A 20,700-nucleotide genomic window follows, 5' to 3' on the forward strand; every position below is an offset into this window, starting at 1 on the left:
GTGTCAGTGGAACTTTGGCAGCAGTGCGTGGAGCTTCTGCGCGATGAACTGCCTGCCCAGCAATTCAACACCTGGATCCGTCCGCTACAGGTCGAAGCCGAAGGCGACGAGTTGCGCGTCTATGCGCCCAACCGCTTCGTGCTTGATTGGGTCAACGAGAAGTACCTTGGCCGCCTGCTCGAACTGCTGGGTGAACAGGGCAGCGGCATTGCCCCTGCGCTTTCCTTGTTGATAGGTAGCCGTCGCAGCTCCGCGGCGCGTGCTGCCCCCAACGCACCTGTCAGCGCTGCAGTTGCCGCGACCCTTGCTCAACAGAGCCAAGTGCAGCCTCCGGTGGCGGCGGTCCAGCATACGAATGCCCCTGTGGTCGAGCTGGCGGAGGTTGCCGAGGTCGAGGAGCCATCGAGTCGTGATAGCTTCGACAGCATGAGCGACACCATCACGCCGCCGAAGGCCGGTGGGCGCACCGAGCAGCGCACGGTTCAGGTCGAAGGTGCGTTGAAGCACACCAGTTACCTGAATCGAACCTTTACCTTCGAGACTTTCGTCGAGGGTAAATCCAACCAACTGGCCCGCGCCGCAGCTTGGCAGGTCGCCGACAACCCAAAGCATGGCTACAATCCGCTCTTCCTTTATGGCGGCGTAGGTCTGGGTAAGACTCACTTGATGCACGCTGTGGGTAACCACCTGCTGAAGAAGAACCCGAACGCCAAGGTGGTCTACCTGCATTCCGAGCGCTTTGTGGCCGATATGGTCAAGGCGCTGCAGTTGAACGCCATCAATGAGTTCAAGCGTTTCTACCGCTCGGTCGACGCGCTTCTGATCGATGACATTCAGTTCTTTGCCCGCAAGGAGCGCTCCCAGGAGGAGTTTTTCCACACCTTCAATGCCCTGCTTGAAGGCGGCCAGCAGGTGATCCTCACCAGTGACCGCTACCCGAAGGAAATCGAAGGCCTGGAGGAGCGACTGAAGTCGCGCTTTGGTTGGGGTCTGACGGTCGCCGTCGAGCCGCCAGAGCTGGAAACTCGTGTTGCGATCCTGATGAAGAAAGCCGACCAGGCCAAGGTCGAGTTACCACACGATGCTGCCTTCTTCATCGCCCAGCGCATTCGCTCCAACGTGCGTGAACTGGAAGGTGCACTGAAACGAGTGATTGCCCACTCGCACTTCATGGGCCGCGATATCACCATCGAGCTGATTCGCGAGTCGCTCAAGGACTTGTTGGCCCTACAGGACAAACTGGTCAGTGTGGATAACATCCAGCGCACGGTGGCCGAGTACTACAAGATCAAGATCTCGGATCTGTTGTCCAAGCGTCGCTCGCGCTCGGTGGCGCGGCCTCGGCAGGTGGCGATGGCGTTGTCGAAAGAGTTGACCAACCACAGTCTGCCGGAGATTGGCGATATGTTTGGCGGCCGTGACCACACCACCGTCCTGCACGCTTGCCGGAAGATCAACGAATTGAAGGAATCCGACGCGGATATCCGCGAGGACTACAAGAACCTGCTGCGTACGCTGACGACTTGATGACCGTCGTCTGCGCAGCTATTTGAAGGCAAGGGACTAGACCATGCATTTCACCATTCAACGCGAAGCCCTGTTGAAACCTCTGCAACTGGTCGCAGGCGTCGTCGAGCGCCGCCAGACCTTGCCGGTTCTGTCCAACGTCCTGCTGGTCGTGCAAGGCCAGCAGCTGTCGTTGACCGGTACCGACCTGGAAGTCGAACTGGTTGGCCGCGTCCAGCTGGAAGAACCGGCTGAACCGGGCGAGATCACCGTCCCAGCGCGCAAGCTGATGGACATCTGCAAAAGCCTACCCAGCGATGTGCTGATCGACATCAAGGTCGACGAGCAGAAGTTGCTGGTCAAGGCCGGGCGCAGCCGTTTCACCCTTTCCACCTTGCCTGCCAATGATTTCCCGACTGTGGAAGAAGGGCCGGGCTCGCTGACCTGCCAGCTTGAGCAGAGCAAATTGCGCCGCCTGATCGAGCGCACCAGCTTCGCCATGGCCCAACAGGACGTGCGCTACTACCTCAACGGCATGCTGCTGGAAGTATCCCCCGGCACCTTGCGTGCCGTGGCCACCGATGGCCATCGCCTGGCGCTGTGTGCCATGCAGGCACCGATCGACCAAGCTGATCGTCATCAGGTCATCGTGCCGCGCAAAGGTATCCTGGAGCTGGCGCGCCTGCTGACAGACCCAGAAGGCATGGTCAGCATCGTTCTGGGCCAGCACCACATCCGTGCCACCACCGGTGAATTCACTTTCACCTCCAAGCTGGTGGACGGCAAGTTCCCGGACTACGAGCGCGTTCTGCCTAAAGGTGGCGACAAGCTGGTGGTCGGTGATCGTCAGGCACTGCGCGAAGCGTTCAGCCGCACCGCGATCCTGTCCAACGAGAAATACCGCGGCATCCGCCTGCAACTGGCCGCTGGTCAGCTGAAGATCCAGGCCAACAACCCGGAACAGGAAGAGGCGGAAGAAGAGATCAGCGTTGACTACAGCGGCAGCTCGTTGGAGATCGGTTTCAACGTCAGCTACCTGCTGGACGTGCTGGGTGTCATGACTACAGAGCAGGTGCGCCTGATTCTGTCGGACTCCAACAGCAGCGCCCTGTTGCAGGAAGCCGGCAATGACGACTCGTCCTACGTTGTCATGCCGATGCGTCTGTAACCCGTAGCAGGCGACATGTCCCTTCGACGTCTCTCGGTCACCGCGGTGCGCAACCTGCACCCGGTGACCCTCTCACCCTCCCCTCGCATCAACATCCTTTACGGCGCCAACGGCAGCGGCAAGACTAGCGTGCTCGAAGCTGTGCACCTGCTCGGTCTTGCGCGCTCGTTCCGCAGCACCCGGTTAAACCCGGTGATCCAGTACGATCAGCCGACCTGCACGGTGTTCGGCCAGGTCGAATTGGCTGAGGGCGGTATGAGCAACCTTGGTGTGTCGCGGGAGCGCCAGGGGGATTTCACCATTCGCATCGATGGACAGAACGCGCGCAGCGCCGCGCAACTGGCAGAGATGCTGCCGTTGCAGTTGATCAATCCGGACAGTTTCCGGCTGCTCGAAGGTGCGCCTAAAGTGCGTCGGCAGTTCCTCGATTGGGGCGTGTTCCACGTGGAACCCCGCTTCATGGCTACCTGGCAGCGCCTGCAGAAGGCCCTGCGGCAGCGGAACTCATGGCTGCGGCATGGTACACTGGACGCCGTTTCGCAAGCCGCCTGGGATCGAGAGTTATGTCTCGCCAGTGCGGAGATAGATGAATACCGTCGCAACTATATCAAGGCCTTGAAGCCTGTCTTCGAGCAGACCCTGAGCGAACTGGTCGAACTGGACGGGCTGACCCTGAGCTATTACCGAGGCTGGGACAAGGACCGGGAACTCAATGAAGTTCTCGCCGCCTCCCTCCTTCGTGATCAGCAGATGGGCCACACCCAGGCCGGGCCACAGCGTGCTGATCTGCGCCTTCGATTGGGCGCGAACAATGCGGCCGACATTCTTTCGCGTGGGCAGCAGAAGTTGGTGGTCTGCGCCCTGCGCATTGCACAGGGGCACCTGGTTAGCCAGGTTCGTCGCGGTCAGTGTATTTATCTGGTGGATGACTTGCCGTCCGAGCTGGACGAGCAGCATCGCCGCGCCCTGTGCCGCTTGCTTGAAGAATTGAACTGCCAGGTGTTCATCACCTGTGTAGACCACGAATTTCTGAGGGAAGGCTGGCAAACGGAAACGCCAGTTGCCTTGTTCCACGTGGAACAAGGCCGTATCACCCAGACCCACGACCATCGGGAGTGAAGGCATGAGCGAAAATCAAACGTACGACTCCTCCAGCATCAAAGTGCTGAAAGGGCTGGATGCCGTACGCAAACGTCCCGGCATGTACATTGGCGACACCGATGACGGCAGCGGCCTGCACCACATGGTATTCGAGGTGGTCGACAACTCGATCGACGAAGCCCTGGCCGGACATTGCGATGACATCACCGTCATCATTCACCCGGACGAATCTATCAGCGTCCGTGACAACGGCCGTGGTATTCCGGTCGATGTGCATAAAGAAGAAGGCGTTTCTGCAGCCGAGGTCATCATGACCGTGCTGCACGCCGGCGGTAAGTTCGACGATAACTCCTACAAGGTGTCCGGCGGTCTGCACGGTGTAGGTGTATCGGTTGTGAATGCCCTGTCGGAACAGCTAGTGCTCACCGTTCGTCGTAGCGGCAAGATCTGGGAACAGACCTACGTCCATGGCGTGCCCCAAGCGCCGATGGCGGTCGTGGGTGACAGCGAAACCACCGGTACCCACATTCACTTCAAGCCTTCGGCTGAAACCTTCAAGAACATCCACTTCAGCTGGGACATCCTCGCCAAGCGTATCCGCGAGCTGTCGTTCCTGAACTCCGGCGTCGGTATCCTGTTGAAGGATGAGCGCAGCGGCAAGGAAGAGTTCTTCAAGTACGAGGGTGGCCTGCGTGCATTTGTTGAGTACCTGAATACCAACAAGACTCCGGTCAACTCCCAGGTATTCCACTTCAATGTCCAGCGTGAAGATGGCGTGGGCGTTGAGATTGCCCTGCAGTGGAACGACAGCTTCAACGAAAACCTGCTGTGCTTCACCAACAACATTCCCCAGCGCGATGGTGGTACCCACCTGGTCGGCTTCCGTTCCTCGCTTACCCGTAGCCTGAACAGCTATATCGAGCAGGAAGGCCTGGCGAAAAAGAACAAGGTTGCCACCACCGGTGACGACGCCCGTGAAGGCTTGACTGCGATCATTTCGGTCAAGGTGCCGGATCCGAAGTTCAGCTCGCAGACCAAGGACAAGCTGGTTTCCTCGGAGGTGAAGACCGCCGTGGAACAGGAGATGAACAAATACTTCGCCGACTTCCTGTTGGAGAACCCCAACGAAGCCAAGGCCGTAGTCGGCAAGATGATCGATGCCGCACGTGCCCGTGAAGCGGCGCGTAAAGCGCGCGAGATGACTCGTCGCAAAGGCGCCCTGGATATCGCTGGCCTGCCAGGTAAACTGGCCGACTGCCAGGAGAAGGACCCTGCCCTTTCCGAACTGTACCTGGTGGAGGGTGACTCCGCGGGTGGCTCGGCCAAGCAAGGCCGCAACCGTCGCACCCAGGCTATCTTGCCGCTGAAGGGCAAGATCCTCAACGTCGAGAAAGCACGCTTCGACAAGATGATCTCCTCGCAGGAGGTCGGCACGTTGATCACCGCACTGGGCTGTGGCATCGGCCGCGAAGAGTACAACATCGACAAGTTGCGCTATCACAACATCATCATCATGACCGATGCTGACGTCGACGGTTCGCACATCCGTACCCTGCTGCTGACCTTCTTCTTCCGTCAGCTGCCGGAGCTGGTCGAGCGCGGCTACATCTACATCGCCCAGCCACCACTGTACAAGGTGAAGAAAGGCAAGCAGGAGCAGTACATCAAGGACGACGAGGCCATGGAAGAATACATGACCCAATCGGCCCTGGAAGATGCCAGCCTGCACCTGGATGAGGCAGCGCCAGCAGTATCTGGTGTCCAGCTACAAGCACTGGTAAACGAGTTCCGCGGAGTGATGAAAACGCTGAAGCGTCTGTCACGCCTGTATCCGGAAGAGCTGACCGAGAACTTCATCTACTTGCCTAAAGTTACTGTCGAGCAATTGGCTGACAAGGCGCAGATGGATGATTGGCTCAAAGCGTTCCAGCAGCGCCTGGACAACAGCCAGCGTTCTGGTTTGACCTACAAGGCTGCCTTGCACGAGGACAAGGAACGTAATATCTGGTTGCCGGTGGTGGAAACCACCTCTCACGGCTTGGCCAGCTACGTCACCTTCAACCGTGATTTCTTCGGTAGCAATGACTACCGCAGTGTCGTCGCCCTCGGCGAAAACCTCGGTACGTTGTTGGGCGAAGGTGCCTACGTTCAGCGCGGTGAGCGTCGCAAGGCGGTCACCGAGTTCAAGGAAGCCCTCGACTGGCTGATGAACGAGAGCACCAAGCGCCACACCATCCAGCGATATAAAGGGCTGGGTGAGATGAACCCGGACCAGCTGTGGGAAACCACCATGGACCCGACCGTGCGCCGCATGCTCAAGGTAACCATCGAGGACGCTATCGCCGCCGACCAACTGTTCAACACCCTTATGGGTGATGCGGTCGAGCCACGTCGCGACTTCATCGAAAGCAACGCCTTGTCGGTGTCCAACCTGGACTTCTGATTACTCAGGCGATACGCAATAGAAAAAGCCAATACGTAAGTATTGGCTTTTTTTTGCCCGTCTGATGGTGATCGACTGTTACGTCACGGCCCTACGGTTCTGTACAGGTAGCCTTTGTCCGGCACACAGACTCCGGTTTTCACAGGCTGGGGCGTCTTGACCGGACCATTGCCAGTCAGCTCGCTGACTGCGACTTTGCAAGAAGAGGACATGAAGCTTTCCTTTACTGTGATGTATCTGACCTCATAGTCCTTCCCTGCTTGTGGTACCAAGTAGACGGGTTTTGGGTAACACCAGGCCTTGCCCTGATCAGATACAGCGTGGAAACCCAAGCTCAGGACGATGGGTTTACCAGCCGGGATCACATGCTCGTTGTAACCTACCCGGTCGTTCTTCAGCTCTTCTGTCGTTGTCGAAGCAGGAACACCAATGGTGCGGTTGATGTAATCTTCTTCAACCATACCTAACAGATCAACCCTTCTCCAAAGCATGTACTGCTTGGTAGAGGTTCGATCTTTGAACGTTACAGTGAGCGGTGTACCTTCCTTGGTTTGGAGAGGGCGATACTGTTCACAGGTTGCATTGGCCTGATAGGACCCGGTGATCTCAGGAGACGTAAAGGCGCGAATGCGAGCCGTGGTAGCGGGGTCGTACTTGGCCGTCTCGGCCTCATTTCGAATGTTGGTTTTTTCGTAGAAGCTGCAGCCATGCAGGCCTGCTGCAACTAAGGTCAAACCGATGATCTTTTTCAACACTCTCTCCGTGACCCAGGGCAAAGCTCGCAATCTTCCTTGAGCGGCGATATCAAAACAATACCATTCAGCAGTGTTCTCGTTGAATGTTCCACGTGGAACGCTCAAAGCCCTAGTGATTTGAGACGGCGATAGAGAGTCCGCTCACTCATGCCCAGATGTGCTGCCAGCTCATTACGTGATCCTTTGAAGGTCTCCAAGGCATGCGCCAGCTCGGCCATTTCATTACGTCCGCGACGGCCGAAATGACTCTGATCTGATAGTGGATGGATGTCTTCGGGCAGATGTTCCGGACGAATGAAACCATCATCGGCAAACAGCCGGGCCCGTTCCAGGATGTTCCTGAGCTCGCGAATGTTGCCTGGGAAGGTATGCAGGTTGAGGCGCTCAAGGGCTTCGGCGGTAACCTTGGGCGCATGCTTGCCGGCCATGCGTTGCAGCAGGCTCTCACAGAGTAACGGTAAATCCTCGACTCGCTCACGTAGTGACGGCAGGCGAATCGGGAATCCGCTGATGCGGTAATACAGGTCTTCGCGGAACGTCCCTTCGACGGCCATCTCTTTCAATGGCTTATGCGTTGCCGAGATCAGACGGAAGTCTGAATGGACCGTGCGAGTGCTGCCGACCGGACGGAAGCTTCCGGACTCGATCAGGCGTAGCAACTTCACCTGCATGGCCAGCGGCACCTCACCGATCTCGTCGAGGAACAAGGTTCCACCGTGAGCCGCTTCTGCCAGGCCGATCTTGCGCTGGATCGCGCCGGTGAAGGCGCCCTTCTCATAACCGAACAGTTCACTTTCGAATAGCGACTCGGTCAGCCCGGTGCAGTCCACCACCACCAAGGGGCCATTGGCTCGTGGGCTACCCAGGTGCAACGCCCGGGCGAACAGCTCCTTGCCCGTCCCGGATTCACCCTGGAGCAAGACCGGGATCTGCGCGGGGGCGGCACGCTGCAGACTGGAAACGGCGCTCTTGAAGGACGGAGCCCGGCCAACCAAACCCTGTTGTTGAGGTTGTGCCGATGCCAGGGTGACACTGGTCAGCCGCTCGACGAACGCCACCACCCTGCCCTCGTCGTCGAGGATCGGACGCAGTTCTACATCCACATGTTCAGGCCCGCGTGGAGTGTGATGGATGTGCAGCACACGCTCGGGCACCTTGCTGTCCAGCGACTTGCGCAGCGGGCAGTGTTCACCCGCCTGGTCGCAGGGAACGGCATAGTGATGGGAAACCCGATGGCACTTATCGCCGATTGGCGCGTGCTCCTCATTGCCGAACTGGCGACGGTAGGCGGCGTTGGCGGCGAGGATGTTGTAGTCGGTGTCCAGCACGATGCTGGGCAGCACATCGTGTTCAAGGTATGACACCAGTGCGATGATCGCGGGATGGGAAGCGGCTAGCATGACAGCACCAGAGGAAGGACCTTGCGAGCGTAGCAAGGACTGCCAAACACTGCCATCGACTGACAGTCGACTGCCAGGAACTGTCACCTTTGGGTTGCTGGAATGACGGCTGCTGCGCGTCCTTCGCGGCACGAGACCGTTCCTGCAGGGGGAAGGCGTCTATCTGAAAGGCTGGCATGTATCTTGATAAAGCACCTCCCACTGCCTATGCCTTCAAGGAGGCTTGGGACAACTGGAGAGTGCAATGATCATCGGCAACAACCTTCACGTCGAAGAGTTTTTCGACAAGGCGACCTGGACCATCAGCTACCTGGTCATGGATGGCGAGACGCGACAATGCGCGTTGATCGACAGCGTGCTGGATTACGACCCCAAGTCCGGGCGTACCTGTACCGATTCGGCGGACAAGCTGATCGCTCGCGTCGAGGAGCTGGATGCCAAGGTGCAATGGATCCTGGATACCCATGTGCACGCCGACCATCTGTCCGCGGCGGCCTACCTCAAATCCCGGCTGGGCGGCAGCATCGCGATCGGTGCGCAGATCACCCAGGTACAGAAAGTCTTCGGCTCCCTGTTCAACGCCGAACCGGGCTTTGCTCGGGACGGCAGTCAGTTCGACGTGCTGTTCGAAGATGAAGAAGGATTCCGCATTGGCAACCTGCATGCCCGTGCCCTGCACACCCCTGGGCATACCCCGGCGTGCATGAGCTATATGATCGAGGATGCTGGTGAGACCGCCGTGTTCGTCGGCGACACCTTGTTCACTCCCGACTATGGCACGGCTCGTTGCGACTTCCCGGGCGCCAGCGCAAGAACCCTGTACAAGTCGATCCGTCGCCTGCTCGCCTTCCCGGACCAGACCCGGCTGTTCATGTGCCACGACTATCTGCCTGGTGGCCGTGAGCTGTGCTTCGTCACCACCGTGGCCGAGCAACGCGCCGACAACATCCATATTCATCAAGGGGTCAGCGAAGACAGCTTCGTGCAGATGCGCGAAGCCCGTGACAAGACCCTCGACATGCCCGTGCTGATCTTGCCCTCGGTGCAGATCAACATGCGCAGCGGGCAATTCCCCGAACCTGAAGAAAACGGTGTGAGCTACCTGAAGATCCCGCTGAACAAGCTGTAAGTCACGCTTTACCCATAACGAGATTTCCAAGGAACACCGCCATGCCTGCCCTGTCCCCTGCCGATTCATCCCGTGCCGACCACCACAAGGTGGTGATCGTCGGCGCCGGTGCCGCCGGTATCGCTACCGCCTCCAGCCTGATCGCCCGTGATCCTTCGCTGGATATTGCCCTGATCGACCCCGCCGATGTGCACTACTACCAGCCAGGCTGGACCATGGTCGGTGCCGGTGTGTTCAAGGCGTCGAGTACCGCCCACACCATGGCCGCCACCCTGCCGCGCGGTGTGCGCTGGATCAAGACGCGGGTGGACGGCTTCGATCCCCAGGGCCAACTGGTGCTGCTCGAGGGTGGTCGCGCTGTCAGTTATGAACAGCTGGTGGTCTGCCCGGGTTTGAAGCTCGATTGGAATGCCATCGAAGGCTTGAGTGAGACCCTCGGGCGCAACGGCGTCACCTCCAACTACCGCTATGACCTGGCGCCCTATACCTGGCAACTGGTACAGAACCTCAAGCAGGGGCGCGCCCTTTTCACCCAGCCGCCGATGCCGATCAAGTGCGCCGGGGCGCCGCAGAAGGCGCTGTACCTGTCATGTGACCACTGGCTGCGCAGCGGCCAACTGGGCAACGTGAGGGCCAGCTTCTTCAATGCCGGCGCGGTGCTGTTCGGCGTGCCGGACTATGTACCGGCGCTGATGAGCTACATCGACAAGTACGGCGTCGACCTGAACTATCAGCATCGCCTGACGGCAGTAGATGGCGCGAACAAGCGCGCTACGTTTGTGCGCACCCTCCCCGACGGCACTACCGAGACCCGCGTCGAGGCCTTCGATATGCTGCATGTGGTTCCGCCCCAGGTGGCGCCTGATTTCATCCGCCAGAGCCCGCTAGCTGATGCGGCGGGTTGGGTGGACGTCGACCCGCAAACCTTGCGCCATCGCCAGTTTGGCAATATCCATGCCTTGGGCGACGTGGCCAACACCACCAACGCCAAGACCGCCGCCGCCGCCCGCAAGCAGGCACCGGTGGTGGCCAACAATGTGCTGGTGGCGCTTGGTCGACTCGCGACCCTCGCGCAATACGATGGCTATGGCTCCTGCCCGCTGACAGTGGAGCGGGGCAAGATCGTCCTGGCCGAGTTCACCTACGGCGGCAAGCTGGCACCGAGCTTCCCGCGTTGGCTGCTCGATGGCCGCAAGCCAACCCGCCTGGCCTGGCTGCTCAAGGCGCAGATCCTGCCGCCGCTGTACTGGAAAGCCATGCTCAAGGGCCGCGAGTGGCTGGCCCGGCCGCAACCTCTGGTGGTCGAGGCGCAACAGTGATCGAGCACCAACTGCTGGGCGCCGGGCTTGGTGCGATCATTGGTGCGGTGTTGGCGCTGACCGGCGCCGGTGGCGGCATCCTCGCGGTGCCGCTGCTGGTGTTCGGCTTGGGTCTGAGCATGGTCGAGGCGGCTCCGATCGGCCTGCTGGCCGTGGGGTTGGCGGCGGCAGTCGGTGCGGTGCTCGGCCTGCGCCAGGGGCTGGTGCGTTATCGGGCGGCACTGTTCATCGCGCTGATCGGGATTGCCTGTGCGCCGTTCGGCTTGATGCTCGCTCACCGTGTGCCGAATACACCGTTGGCCTTGGTCTTCGCCGGGGTGCTGGTGTACGCCTGTTTGCGGATATGGCGCAAGGCAGCACGTGAGCTGCGTGGCGAGTCACCCTGCGGCGAACGGGAGATCATGCCCTGCGTGCTCAACCCGCTGCAGGGGCGCTTGCGCTGGACCCTGCCCTGCGCCAGGGCACTGGCGTTCACCGGGATGCTGTCGGGGTTGCTATCTGGCCTGCTGGGCGTCGGTGGCGGCTTCGTGATCATTCCTGCTTTGAACCGCTACACCAACCTGAATATGCAAAGTATCGTCGCCACCTCGCTGGCGGTGATCGCCCTGGTGTCCACTGGCAGTGTGGTCAGCGCCAGCGTGGCGGGTGTGATGCATTGGTGGGTCGGCGCACCATTCGCCGCAGGGGCGGTGCTGGGCTTGCTGCTGGCGCGGCCGTTGGCTAGCAAGCTTGCCGGTCCGCGTCTTCAGCAGCTGTTCGCCGCAGTGGGCTGCGGCGCTGCCGTGCTGCTCGCCGGCAAGGCGCTATTCGGCTAGCAACTCATCCTGCTCGGCGGCGCACAGCGCCAGGAAGTAGTCCCACACCACGCGCAGGCGCACCGACTTGTGCAGCTCGCGGCGAGTGCAGATCCAGTAGCTGCGCTGGATGGTCTCGCCGGGCAGCACGCGTACCAGCTTCGGATCGTGCCGGGCCATGTAGTTGGGCAGCACGGCGATACCGAGCCCGGCCTGGGCGGCGTGCTGCTGGGCGATCACACTGGTGCTGCGGAACACCACGTTGGGCGCTCGGCAGAAGCTGTTGAGGAACAGCAGTTCCTGGCTGAACAGCAGGTCGTCGACATAACCGATCCAGTTGTGCCGGGCCAGATCTTCACGAGTGTCGAGCGATGGCGCTTGATTCAGGTATTCCTGGCTGGCGTACAGGGCCAGACGGTAGTCGGTGAGCTTGCGGGTGATCAGCAGGTCAGCGTTGGGTCGTTCCAGGTGGATGCTGATCTCGGCTTCGCGGTTGAGGATACTCACGAACCGCGGCACCGCCACCAGTTCCACTTCAAGCCCCGGATAGCGCTGGAACAACGCTTTCATGCGCGGGGTGAAGAACATGATGCCGATGCCTTCGGTCACGCCAAGGCGGATCTTGCCCAGCGGCGTGATGGCCTGGGTGATCTCTTCCTGCGCCAGCAAGGCGACGTTCTCCATGGCTTCGGCATGCTTGAGCAGCGCCTGGCCCGAGGGGGTGAGCTCGTAACCCTGAGCGTGCTGGACGAACAGCGCGGTGCCCAGGTGCTTCTCGATGCTCTCGATATGCCGGGCGACGGTGCTGTGGGTAGTGTTGAGGCGCTTGGCGGCGCTGAGCAAGCGGCCGCTGCGCTGCAACTCGAGGAAAAAACGCAGATCGTTCCAGTCGAACATGGGCGTCCTTGGATGTGCTGGCTGTTGAAGCCACCGCGGGATGAACCCGCTCTCACAGTCGGATAGTCGCTGTGCTAAAACGCACAACGGCTGCGCGAAATCTCGTGTTTCCTCCGCGAAATTAATCAATAAGATGGATCGGGACAAGAATAATAATCAGGCGCGAGGTTGCACATGCCATCAGCCGATTCTGTCTACGACTACGTGGTCGTGGGTGCCGGTCCCGCCGGTTGCCTGCTGGCCAATCGCTTGTCCGCCGATCCATCCTGCCGCGTGTTGCTGCTCGAGGCGGGTGGCCGTGACAACTATCCCTGGATTCATATCCCCGTCGGTTACCTCTACTGCATCGGCAATCCACGCACCGACTGGTGCATGAAGACCGAGGCCCAGCCCGGGCTGAACGGGCGTGCCCTAGGCTATCCGAGGGGCAAGGTGCTGGGTGGCTGTTCATCCATCAACGGCATGATCTACATGCGCGGCCAGGCCGCCGACTACGACCGTTGGGCCGAGCAAGGCAACGAGGGCTGGGCATGGAAGGATGTGCTGCCGCTGTTCAAGGCCAGCGAGAGCCACTATGCCGGTGCCAGCGACAGCCATGGCGTCGACGGTGAGTGGCGAGTCGAGCAGCAGCGCTACAGCTGGCCAATCCTCGATGCCTTTCGCGATGCGGCCGAACAGAGCGGCATCGCCAGGACCGACGACTTCAATACAGGCGACAACGCCGGCTGTGGATACTTTCAGGTCAACCAGCGCAGCGGTGTGCGCTGGAACTCGGCCAAGGCATTTCTCAGGCCCGTTCTCAAGCGCCCGAACCTGACCGTGCTGACCGGCGTGCAGGTCGACCAGGTGTTGCTCGGCAACACCCGCGCCCGGGCTGTAAGGGCGCTTTGGCAAGGTGCATGGCATGAGTTCGCGGCACGCCGCGAGATTATTCTCTGTGCAGGTTCGGTCGGTTCGCCCGGCATCCTGCAGCGCTCGGGGATTGGCCCACGCAAATTGCTCGAAGGGTTGGGCATCGCCGTGCGCCACGACATGCCTGGCGTCGGCGGCAACCTGCAGGACCATCTGCAACTGCGGTTGATCTACCAGATCCAGAACACGCGCACCCTCAACCAGATGGCCAACAGCCTGTGGGGTAAGCTGGGCATGGGCCTGCGCTATGCCTACGACCGTAGTGGACCACTGGCCATGGCGCCGAGTCAGTTGGGCGCCTTCGCCCGTTCGAGCCCAGAGCAAGAGACCGCCAATCTTCAGTATCACGTCCAGCCCTTGTCGCTGGAGCGCTTCGGCGAGCCGCTGCACCGGTTCCCGGCCTTCACCGCGTCGGTATGTAACCTGCGCCCGGCCAGTCGAGGTCGAATCGATATCCGCTCGGCGGACATGAACGCCGCGCCGCTGATAGACCCCAACTACCTCAGCGCCCCCGAGGACCTGCGCGTGGCCGCCGACGCCATCCGCCTTACCCGGCGCATCGTCCATGCCCCTGCCCTGGCCGCCTTCGAACCCCGCGAGTACCTGCCAGGCCCTGCCCTGCAGAGCGAAGAAGACCTGCACCAGGCCGCCGGCCAGATCGGCACCACCATCTTCCACCCGGTGGGTACCTGCCGCATGGGCAGTGGTGTGCTCGATGTTGTGGATAACCAGCTGCGCGTGCATGGCATTCCGGGCCTGCGTGTGGCGGATGCCTCGATCATGCCGCAGATAGTCTCCGGCAATACCTGTTCACCCACGTTGATGATTGCCGAAAAGGCGGCACAACTTATCCTCAAGGGGGCCAACACCCAGACCAACCTCAGCGACAGCAACGCGATACCGACGCCCTGACCCGGGTGTGTGCAACAGCGGCAGCGCGGTCAGCGGCTGCCGGCAGTGGAACAACAAGAATAATCACTGTGGCCCCAAGGGCCGAGGACAGCAACGATGTCGGATTACATCCAGGAACAGGGTGCGGTGGCGAGCAGCCCGAGCCGCCGTGAGGAACGCAAGATCATTTTCGCGTCATCCCTCGGGACAGTGTTCGAGTGGTATGACTTCTTTCTCTATGGCGCCTTGGCGGCGGTGATCAGCAAGCAGTTCTTTGCAGGGGTCAACGACACCACCGCGTTCATCTTCGCCTTGATGGCCTTCGCCGCCGGTTTCCTGGTGCGCCCGTTCGGCGCCTTGGTGTTCGGCCGTCTGGGGGACATGATCGGGCGCAAGTACACCTTCCTGGTGACCATCGTACTGATGGGCCTCTCGACCTTCGCCGTCGGTCTGCTGCCCACCTATGCCAGCATCGGTATCGCCGCGCCGATTATCCTCGTCATACTGCGCATGCTCCAGGGACTGGCATTGGGCGGCGAATACGGCGGTGCGGCCACTTATGTGGCCGAACACGCTCCGTCCGGCAAGCGCGGTTTCCATACCGGCTTCATCCAGTCCACCGCTACGCTCGGCCTGCTGTTGTCGTTGATCGTGGTCCTGGCCAGTCGCTATATCAGTGGCGATGAGTTCGAGACCTGGGGCTGGCGCCTGCCGTTCCTGCTGTCGATCGTCCTGCTGGCGATCTCCACCTGGATCCGCATGAGCATGCATGAGTCGCCGGCATTCGTGAAAATGAAAGCCCAGGGCAAGACCAGCAAGTCGCCGATCCGCGAATCGTTCACCTCCTGGCCAAACCTCAAGGTGGTCCTGACCGCGCTGTTCAGCATCAACGCCGGACAAGCGGTGACCTTCTACACCGCACAGTTCTATGTGCTGTTCTTCATGACCCAGATGCTCAAGATGGACCCGGCCCAGGCCAATACCCTGTTGATCATCAGCGTGGTGATCGGCGCGCCGTTCTTCGTGTTCTTCGGTTGGCTGTCGGACCGTATCGGGCGCAAGCCAATCCTCATGGTTGGGCTGTTGCTGGCCACCGTGTGCTACTTCCCGATATTCAAGGCGCTGAGCCATTACGCCAACCCGCAGATCGACGCCGCCAGCCGGGAAGCGCCCATTGTCGTCAGTGCCAACCCGCAAGGCTGCACCTTCCAGTTCGACCCGGTGGGCAAGGCCCGTTTCGACAGCCCTTGCGACAAGGTAAAGACCTTCCTGGTCAAACAGGGCCTGCCCTACAGCTCGGTCGAGGCTGCCGGCAGCGAAGTGCAGGTGAGCATCGGTGACAAGACCATCAACGGTTTCGACGAGGCGGCCATGCGCAGCGCCATCGAAGCGGCTGGCTATCCGGCCAAGGCCGACCCGGCGCATGTGAACCAGGTGATGGTGGTAGTGCTGATCGTTGCCATGATCCTGATCGCCACCATGACTTACGGGCCACTGGCGGCGGTCATGGTCGAGCTGTTCCCGACGCGGATCCGCTATACCTCGATGTCCCTGCCCTACCATATCGGTAACGGCTGGTTCGGTGGCTTCCTGCCAACGGTATCGTTCGCGTTGGTGGTGTATACCGGGGATATCTTCTATGGGCTGTGGTATCCGGTGCTGATCACCGGGGTGAGCCTGGTGGTAGGGATCCTCTGCCTGAAAGAGACCAAGGACGTTGATATCGATAAGGTCTAGGCAGTACAGATGACACTGCGTGCGGGCTTGTCCCGCGATACCGGCGCAGCCTGTGCCATCCATCGCGGGGCAAGCCCGCTCACACGTACTCGCTATGCCACCATCAAACGAGCAAAAAAACCGGCGTAAAAGCCGGTTTTTTTATAGCGCGAAAAAACTTATGCACGATTTTCGCAAAAACGTCATACATGGAAATAAACAGCCAATTCAATCACTTAGCATGCTTTATCGATCATCCATGCAAAACTTGCTAACAAGTTATCCACAGATCGTCAGGCTGGCTGCTGCTCCGGGTTTTCCGCCAGCGGCGGCAGCGAACCCATGGCTCGCTGGGTCGCTTCGTTCCAGGCCTGGGCGCGGTCGTTCAGCTCGGCGATGGCGCGTGGGCCAGTGCCCACGGCATACATTGGTTCACCGATCACCACCTCGATGGTGCCCGGGCGTTTGCCCCAGCCTTCTCGCGGCCAAAACTTGCCGGCGTTGTGGGCAATCGGCAGTACCGGCAGGCCGGCGTTGACCGCCAGGGCGGTACCGCCACGGGAGAACTTGCCGATCTGGCCATGAGGCACGCGGGTGCCTTCGGGGAAGATCAGCACCCAGGTGCCTTGCTTGAGCAGCTCGTCGCCCTGGCTAGCGACCTGGCGCAGCGCTTCCTTGGGATTCTTGCGATCGATGGCGATCGGCCGCAGCATGGCCATGGCCCAGCCGAAGAACGGCACGTACAGCAGTTCGCGCTTGAGCACCTGGCTAAGCGGCGAGAAATACGCGGAGAGCAGGAAGGTTTCCCAGGTGCTCTGGTGGTTCGACAGGATCACGCAAGGTACTTTCGGTACGTTCTCGGCACCGGTGATCTTGTAGTCGATGCGCAGGATCGTGCGGGCCAGGAACAACGCACAGCGGCACCAGTACACGTTGATGAACTTGTAGCGCTTGGGGAACGGCAGGAAGGGCGCGACGAAGAAGCTCAGCGAGCACCACAGCAGTGAACTGGTGCCCAACAGCAGGTAAAAAAGAAAGATTCTGATCGCCTGCAGGATCGACATAGTGGCATGTACCGTTGCGGGGCGTGCCCGCCTAATGAAAAGTGCGCCGTTTCTGGCGCACTCATTTAAATAAGTTCTCTGGCGATAGCCGCCAGATCGTCGAAAATCAGTGTAGTTTGCGGGACGCCTTTTTCCAGGGTCCTCTCGCCCTTGCCGGTTTTTACCAACACGGGTTGTGCATCGACGGCCAGGGCCGCCTCCAGGTCACCTTTGCTGTCACCGACGAACCACACGCCGGCCAGGGACACCTGGTAATGCTCGGCAATGGTCCGCAGCATGCCGGGCTTGGGCTTGCGGCATTCGCAGCCCTCGTCCGGGCCGTGCGGGCAATGCACGATCAGGCCGACCTCGCCGCCCTGCTCGGCCACCAGCGCGCGCAGGCGCGCATGCATGGCCTCGAGGGTTTGCAGCGGGTAGTAGCCGCGGGCGATGCCGGACTGGTTGGTGGCCACGGCCACCGTCCAGCCCGCCTTGCTCAACTGCGCGATGGCCTCGATCGAGCCGGGAATGGGGATCCACTCCTCCAGCGACTTGATGTAGGCGTCGGAGTCGTGGTTGATCACTCCGTCTCGATCAAGAATCAGCAGTTTCAACGACTTACCCCAGCAGCGAGATATCGGCCACGCCCAGGAACAGACCGCGCAGGCGGCTGAGCAGGGCATAACGGTTGGCGCGTACCTTGGCGTCCTCGGCGTTGACCATCACCGCCTCGAAGAAGGCGTCGACCGGGTCACGCAGGGCGGCCAGACGGGCCAGGGCTTCGCTGTACTGACGCGCCGCGGCCATCGGTTGCACAGCCTGGTCGGCCTGCTGGATGGCCGAGTACAGGGAGAACTCGTTGGCGTTGTCGAAGTACTTGGGTTCGACCTGATCGGCGATGGCGCCTTCGGCCTTGCCCAGCAGGTTCGACACGCGCTTGTTCGCTGCAGCCAGCGCGTCGGCTTCCGGCAGCTTGCGGAAGGCCTGCACGGCCTGTACGCGTTGGTCGAAGTCCAGCGCCGAGCCGGGCTTCAGGGCACGCACCGCCAGGTAGGTGGAGACGTCGATGCCTTCATCCTCGTAGCGCGCGCGCAGGCGGTCGAAGACGAACTCCAGCACCTGCTCGGACAGGCCGGCGGCCTTGACGTTGGCACCGAACTGCTTGACCGCGAACTCGACCGCGACATTCAGGTCCAGATCCAGCTGCTTCTCGATCAGGATACGCAGCACGCCCAGGGCAGCACGGCGCAGGGCGTATGGGTCCTTGCTGCCGGTGGGCAGCATGCCGATGCCGAAGATGCCGACCAGGGTGTCTAGCTTGTCGGCAATGGCCACGGCGGCACCGGTGAGGGTCTGCGGCAGCTCGGCGCCAGCGCCGCGCGGCATGTACTGCTCGTTCAGCGCCAGGGCGACGTCTTGCGGCTCGCCGTCGTTGAGGGCGTAGTAGTAGCCGGCAATACCCTGCATTTCAGGGAATTCGCCGACCATTTCCGAGGCCAGGTCGCACTTCGACAGCAGACCGGCACGACCAGCATTGGCGGCGCTGCCACCGATGTACGGGGCAATGAAGGCGGCCAGCTTGGAGACGCGCTCGGCCTTTTCGAACACGGTCCCCAGCTGAGCCTGGAACACCACGTTCTTCAGGCGTTCGTTGAAGCTTTCCAGGGGCTGCTTCTTGTCCTGCTTGAAGAAGAACTCGGCGTCGGTCAGGCGCGGGCGCACGACCTTCTCGTTGCCCTGCACGATCTGCTTGGGATCACGGCTCTCGACGTTGGCCACGGTGATGAAGCGCGGCAGCAGCTTGCCTTCGCTGTCCAGCAGGCAGAAGTACTTCTGGTTGTCCTGCATGGTGGTGATCAGCGCTTCCTGCGGCACCTCGAGGAAACGCTCCTCGAACGAGCACACCAGCGGCACCGGCCACTCGACCAGGGCGGTTACTTCGTCCAGCAGCGCCGGCGGCACGATGGCCGTGCCTTCCTGCTGCATGGCCAGCTCTGCGGTGCGCTTGCTGATCAGCTCGCGACGCTCGGCAAAGTCAGCCAGCACGTGGGCCTTGCGCAGGTCCTCGACGTAGTTTGCCGGGGTGGTGATGAGTACGTTTTCCGGGTGGTGGAAGCGGTGGCCACGGGATTCACGGCCGGCTTTCTGGGCCAGGATGGTGCAGTCGACGACCTGATCGCCGAGCAACATCACCAGCCACTGGGTCGGGCGCACGAACTCTTCACGGCTGGCGCCCCAGTGCATGCGCTTGGGGATCGGCAGGTCGTTGAGCGAATCCTCGACGATGGTTGGCAGCAGGCTGGTAGTGGCCTTGCCCGGAATGTGCTGGGAGAAGCGCAGCTTCGGGCCGCTCTGGTCGATGTCCGACAGCTCGACGCCGCACTTCTTGGCGAAGCCCAGGGCGGCCTGGGTAGGTTCGCCGTCTTTGAAGGCAGCCTGCACGGGCGGGCCGTCGATGTTGATGCTGCGGTCTGGCTGCTGCACATCCAGCTGGCGGATCAGCACGGCCAGGCGGCGCGGCGCGGCGTAGACCTGCTTGCCGGTGTAGTTCAGGCCGGCGGCCTGCAGGCCTTTCTCGATGCCGGCGAGGAAAGCGTCGCCCAGCGTGGCGAGGGCCTTGGGTGGCAGCTCTTCGGTGCCCAGTTCAACCAGGAAATCTTGAGCACTCATTGTGCAGCCTCCAGCTTAGCCAACACTTCGTCACGCAGTTCAGGGGTGGCCATCGGGAAGCCCAGGCGTGCGCGAGCTTGCAGATAGCTTTGCGCTACGTCCCGGGCCAGGGTACGTACGCGCAGGATGTAGCGCTGGCGCTCGGTCACCGAGATGGCGCGGCGGGCGTCCAGCAGGTTGAAGGTGTGTGAGGCCTTCAGGACCATTTCGTAGGTGGGCAGCGGCAGGTCCAGCTTGATCAGACGGTTAGCTTCGCTTTCGTAGAAGTCGAACAGTTCGAACAGCTTCTCGACGTTGGCGTGCTCGAAGTTGTAGGTCGACTGCTCCACCTCGTTCTGGTGGAACACGTCGCCATAGGTAACCTTGCCGAACGGGCCGTCGGCCCATACCAGGTCGTAGACCGAGTCCACGCCCTGGATGTACATGGCCAGGCGCTCCAGGCCGTAGGTGATTTCACCAGTGACCGGGTAGCACTCGATACCGCCGACTTGCTGGAAGTAGGTGAACTGAGTCACCTCCATGCCGTTCAGCCAGATTTCCCAGCCAAGGCCCCAGGCGCCGAGGGTTGGCGATTCCCAGTTGTCTTCGACGAAGCGAATGTCGTGAACCAGCGGGTCGATGCCGATGGCCTTCAGCGAGCCGAGGTACAGCTCCTGGAAGTTCGCCGGGTTTGGCTTGAGCACCACCTGGAACTGATAGTAGTGCTGCAGGCGGTTGGGGTTTTCGCCATACCGCCCGTCGGCTGGGCGACGGCTGGGCTGCACATAGGCGGCGTTCCAGGTCTCCGGGCCCACGGCACGCAGGAAGGTAGCGGTGTGGAAAGTTCCGGCGCCTACTTCCATATCGTAGGGCTGAAGCACCACACAACCTTGAGCTGCCCAGTAGTTCTGCAGGGCGAGGATCAGGTCTTGGAAGGTACGCACGGCTGGCGTAGGCTGGCTCACGAAATTCACCTG

General features: G+C 61.0%; 16 protein-coding genes. 9 read left to right on the forward strand and 7 right to left on the reverse strand.

Translation table 11 applies throughout. The features are described 5' to 3' along the window. The 4 genes from dnaA to gyrB are packed head-to-tail and all read left to right on the forward strand — an operon-like array spanning nucleotide 1 to nucleotide 6,218. On the forward strand, nucleotides 1-1,527 hold the full coding sequence (dnaA, locus tag LU688_RS00005) for a chromosomal replication initiator protein DnaA (protein ID WP_023628553.1): 1,527 nt from the start codon (nucleotides 1-3) through the stop codon (nucleotides 1,525-1,527). Nucleotides 1,528-1,570: 43 nt separating this feature from the next. After that, a complete protein-coding gene (dnaN, locus tag LU688_RS00010) occupies nucleotides 1,571-2,674 on the forward strand; it encodes a DNA polymerase III subunit beta (RefSeq protein ID WP_038707084.1) in 1,104 nt (367 codons plus the stop codon). A 15-nt stretch (nucleotides 2,675-2,689) separates the two neighbouring features. Next, complete coding sequence (gene recF, locus LU688_RS00015; protein ID WP_094010826.1) at nucleotides 2,690-3,793, forward strand: DNA replication/repair protein RecF; 1,104 nt, start codon at nucleotides 2,690-2,692, stop codon at nucleotides 3,791-3,793. A 4-nt stretch (nucleotides 3,794-3,797) separates the two neighbouring features. Further along, a complete protein-coding gene (gene gyrB / locus LU688_RS00020; RefSeq protein WP_023628552.1) occupies nucleotides 3,798-6,218 on the forward strand; it encodes a DNA topoisomerase (ATP-hydrolyzing) subunit B in 2,421 nt (806 codons plus the stop codon). 83 nt (nucleotides 6,219-6,301) lie between these two features. On the opposite strand, the gene LU688_RS00025 is transcribed toward gyrB, so the two are convergent. Together LU688_RS00025 and LU688_RS00030 are read right to left on the reverse strand one after the other, a co-directional pair. Next, a complete protein-coding gene (locus tag LU688_RS00025) occupies nucleotides 6,302-6,970 on the reverse strand; it encodes a hypothetical protein (RefSeq protein WP_146229499.1) in 669 nt (222 codons plus the stop codon). A 104-nt stretch (nucleotides 6,971-7,074) separates the two neighbouring features. Next, the gene (locus tag LU688_RS00030; protein ID WP_023629231.1) at nucleotides 7,075-8,373 is read right to left on the reverse strand and encodes a sigma-54 interaction domain-containing protein; all 1,299 of its coding nucleotides are present in this window, start codon (nucleotides 8,371-8,373) and stop codon (nucleotides 7,075-7,077) included. Nucleotides 8,374-8,617: 244 nt separating this feature from the next. Between LU688_RS00030 and LU688_RS00035 the strand changes: the two genes are divergently transcribed. The 3 genes from LU688_RS00035 to LU688_RS00045 are packed head-to-tail and all read left to right on the forward strand — an operon-like array spanning nucleotide 8,618 to nucleotide 11,636. Beyond that, a complete protein-coding gene (locus tag LU688_RS00035; protein WP_023629230.1) occupies nucleotides 8,618-9,502 on the forward strand; it encodes an MBL fold metallo-hydrolase in 885 nt (294 codons plus the stop codon). A 41-nt stretch (nucleotides 9,503-9,543) separates the two neighbouring features. Beyond that, nucleotides 9,544-10,821 carry an NAD(P)/FAD-dependent oxidoreductase gene (locus tag LU688_RS00040; RefSeq protein WP_094010824.1) on the forward strand — a complete coding sequence of 426 codons (1,278 nt, stop codon included), beginning with the start codon at nucleotides 9,544-9,546 and terminating at the stop codon, nucleotides 10,819-10,821. Continuing rightward, entirely contained in the window at nucleotides 10,818-11,636 is an 819-nt protein-coding gene (locus tag LU688_RS00045) for a sulfite exporter TauE/SafE family protein (RefSeq protein WP_094010823.1), read from the forward strand. Before LU688_RS00040 ends, LU688_RS00045 begins: the two co-directional genes overlap by 4 nt. On the opposite strand, the gene LU688_RS00050 is transcribed toward LU688_RS00045, so the two are convergent. Then, on the reverse strand, nucleotides 11,625-12,512 hold the full coding sequence (locus LU688_RS00050) for a LysR family transcriptional regulator (protein WP_160290883.1): 888 nt from the start codon (nucleotides 12,510-12,512) through the stop codon (nucleotides 11,625-11,627). The genes LU688_RS00045 and LU688_RS00050 overlap by 12 nt on opposite strands. Before the next feature lie 174 nt (nucleotides 12,513-12,686). On the opposite strand from LU688_RS00050, the gene LU688_RS00055 reads away from it, so the two are divergent. Together LU688_RS00055 and LU688_RS00060 are read left to right on the forward strand one after the other, a co-directional pair. Then, nucleotides 12,687-14,336, forward strand: a complete 1,650-nt coding sequence (locus LU688_RS00055; RefSeq protein ID WP_094010821.1) for a GMC family oxidoreductase — start codon at nucleotides 12,687-12,689, stop codon at nucleotides 14,334-14,336. Nucleotides 14,337-14,432: 96 nt separating this feature from the next. Next, nucleotides 14,433-16,052: an MFS transporter gene (locus tag LU688_RS00060; RefSeq protein ID WP_232887888.1), complete on the forward strand. Its 1,620-nt coding sequence runs from the start codon at nucleotides 14,433-14,435 to the stop codon at nucleotides 16,050-16,052. Between the two features lie 272 nt (nucleotides 16,053-16,324). On the opposite strand, the gene LU688_RS00065 is transcribed toward LU688_RS00060, so the two are convergent. From LU688_RS00065 to glyQ, 4 genes are all read right to left on the reverse strand, one after another. Continuing rightward, the gene (locus tag LU688_RS00065; protein WP_094010819.1) at nucleotides 16,325-17,095 is read right to left on the reverse strand and encodes a lysophospholipid acyltransferase family protein; all 771 of its coding nucleotides are present in this window, start codon (nucleotides 17,093-17,095) and stop codon (nucleotides 16,325-16,327) included. Nucleotides 17,096-17,160: 65 nt separating this feature from the next. Beyond that, the gene (gmhB, locus tag LU688_RS00070; RefSeq protein ID WP_038707089.1) at nucleotides 17,161-17,688 is read right to left on the reverse strand and encodes a D-glycero-beta-D-manno-heptose 1,7-bisphosphate 7-phosphatase; all 528 of its coding nucleotides are present in this window, start codon (nucleotides 17,686-17,688) and stop codon (nucleotides 17,161-17,163) included. 4 nt (nucleotides 17,689-17,692) lie between these two features. Continuing rightward, a complete protein-coding gene (gene glyS / locus LU688_RS00075; protein WP_094010818.1) occupies nucleotides 17,693-19,744 on the reverse strand; it encodes a glycine--tRNA ligase subunit beta in 2,052 nt (683 codons plus the stop codon). Further along, the gene (gene glyQ, locus LU688_RS00080) at nucleotides 19,741-20,688 is read right to left on the reverse strand and encodes a glycine--tRNA ligase subunit alpha (protein WP_023629852.1); all 948 of its coding nucleotides are present in this window, start codon (nucleotides 20,686-20,688) and stop codon (nucleotides 19,741-19,743) included. Before glyQ ends, glyS begins: the two co-directional genes overlap by 4 nt. Nucleotides 20,689-20,700: the final 12 nt, after the last annotated feature.

Origin of the sequence: Pseudomonas soli, from assembly GCF_021283165.2 — a bacterium.
Taxonomy (GTDB): Bacteria; Pseudomonadota; Gammaproteobacteria; order Pseudomonadales; family Pseudomonadaceae; genus Aquipseudomonas; species Aquipseudomonas soli.

What these genes read in the sequence shown, in the direction of transcription:
- dnaN (WP_038707084.1), top strand. Translation starts at nt 1,571, where the DNA reads ATGCATTTCACCATTCAACGCGAAGCCCTGTTGAAACCTCTGCAACTG.
- recF (WP_094010826.1), top strand. Translation starts at nt 2,690, where the DNA reads ATGTCCCTTCGACGTCTCTCGGTCACCGCGGTGCGCAACCTGCACCCG.
- gyrB (WP_023628552.1), top strand. Translation starts at nt 3,798, where the DNA reads ATGAGCGAAAATCAAACGTACGACTCCTCCAGCATCAAAGTGCTGAAA.
- LU688_RS00030 (WP_023629231.1), bottom strand. Translation starts at nt 8,373, where the DNA reads ATGCTAGCCGCTTCCCATCCCGCGATCATCGCACTGGTGTCATACCTT.
- LU688_RS00035 (WP_023629230.1), top strand. Translation starts at nt 8,618, where the DNA reads ATGATCATCGGCAACAACCTTCACGTCGAAGAGTTTTTCGACAAGGCG.
- LU688_RS00040 (WP_094010824.1), top strand. Translation starts at nt 9,544, where the DNA reads ATGCCTGCCCTGTCCCCTGCCGATTCATCCCGTGCCGACCACCACAAG.
- LU688_RS00050 (WP_160290883.1), bottom strand. Translation starts at nt 12,512, where the DNA reads ATGTTCGACTGGAACGATCTGCGTTTTTTCCTCGAGTTGCAGCGCAGC.
- LU688_RS00055 (WP_094010821.1), top strand. Translation starts at nt 12,687, where the DNA reads ATGCCATCAGCCGATTCTGTCTACGACTACGTGGTCGTGGGTGCCGGT.
- LU688_RS00060 (WP_232887888.1), top strand. Translation starts at nt 14,433, where the DNA reads ATGTCGGATTACATCCAGGAACAGGGTGCGGTGGCGAGCAGCCCGAGC.
- LU688_RS00065 (WP_094010819.1), bottom strand. Translation starts at nt 17,095, where the DNA reads ATGTCGATCCTGCAGGCGATCAGAATCTTTCTTTTTTACCTGCTGTTG.
- glyS (WP_094010818.1), bottom strand. Translation starts at nt 19,744, where the DNA reads ATGAGTGCTCAAGATTTCCTGGTTGAACTGGGCACCGAAGAGCTGCCA.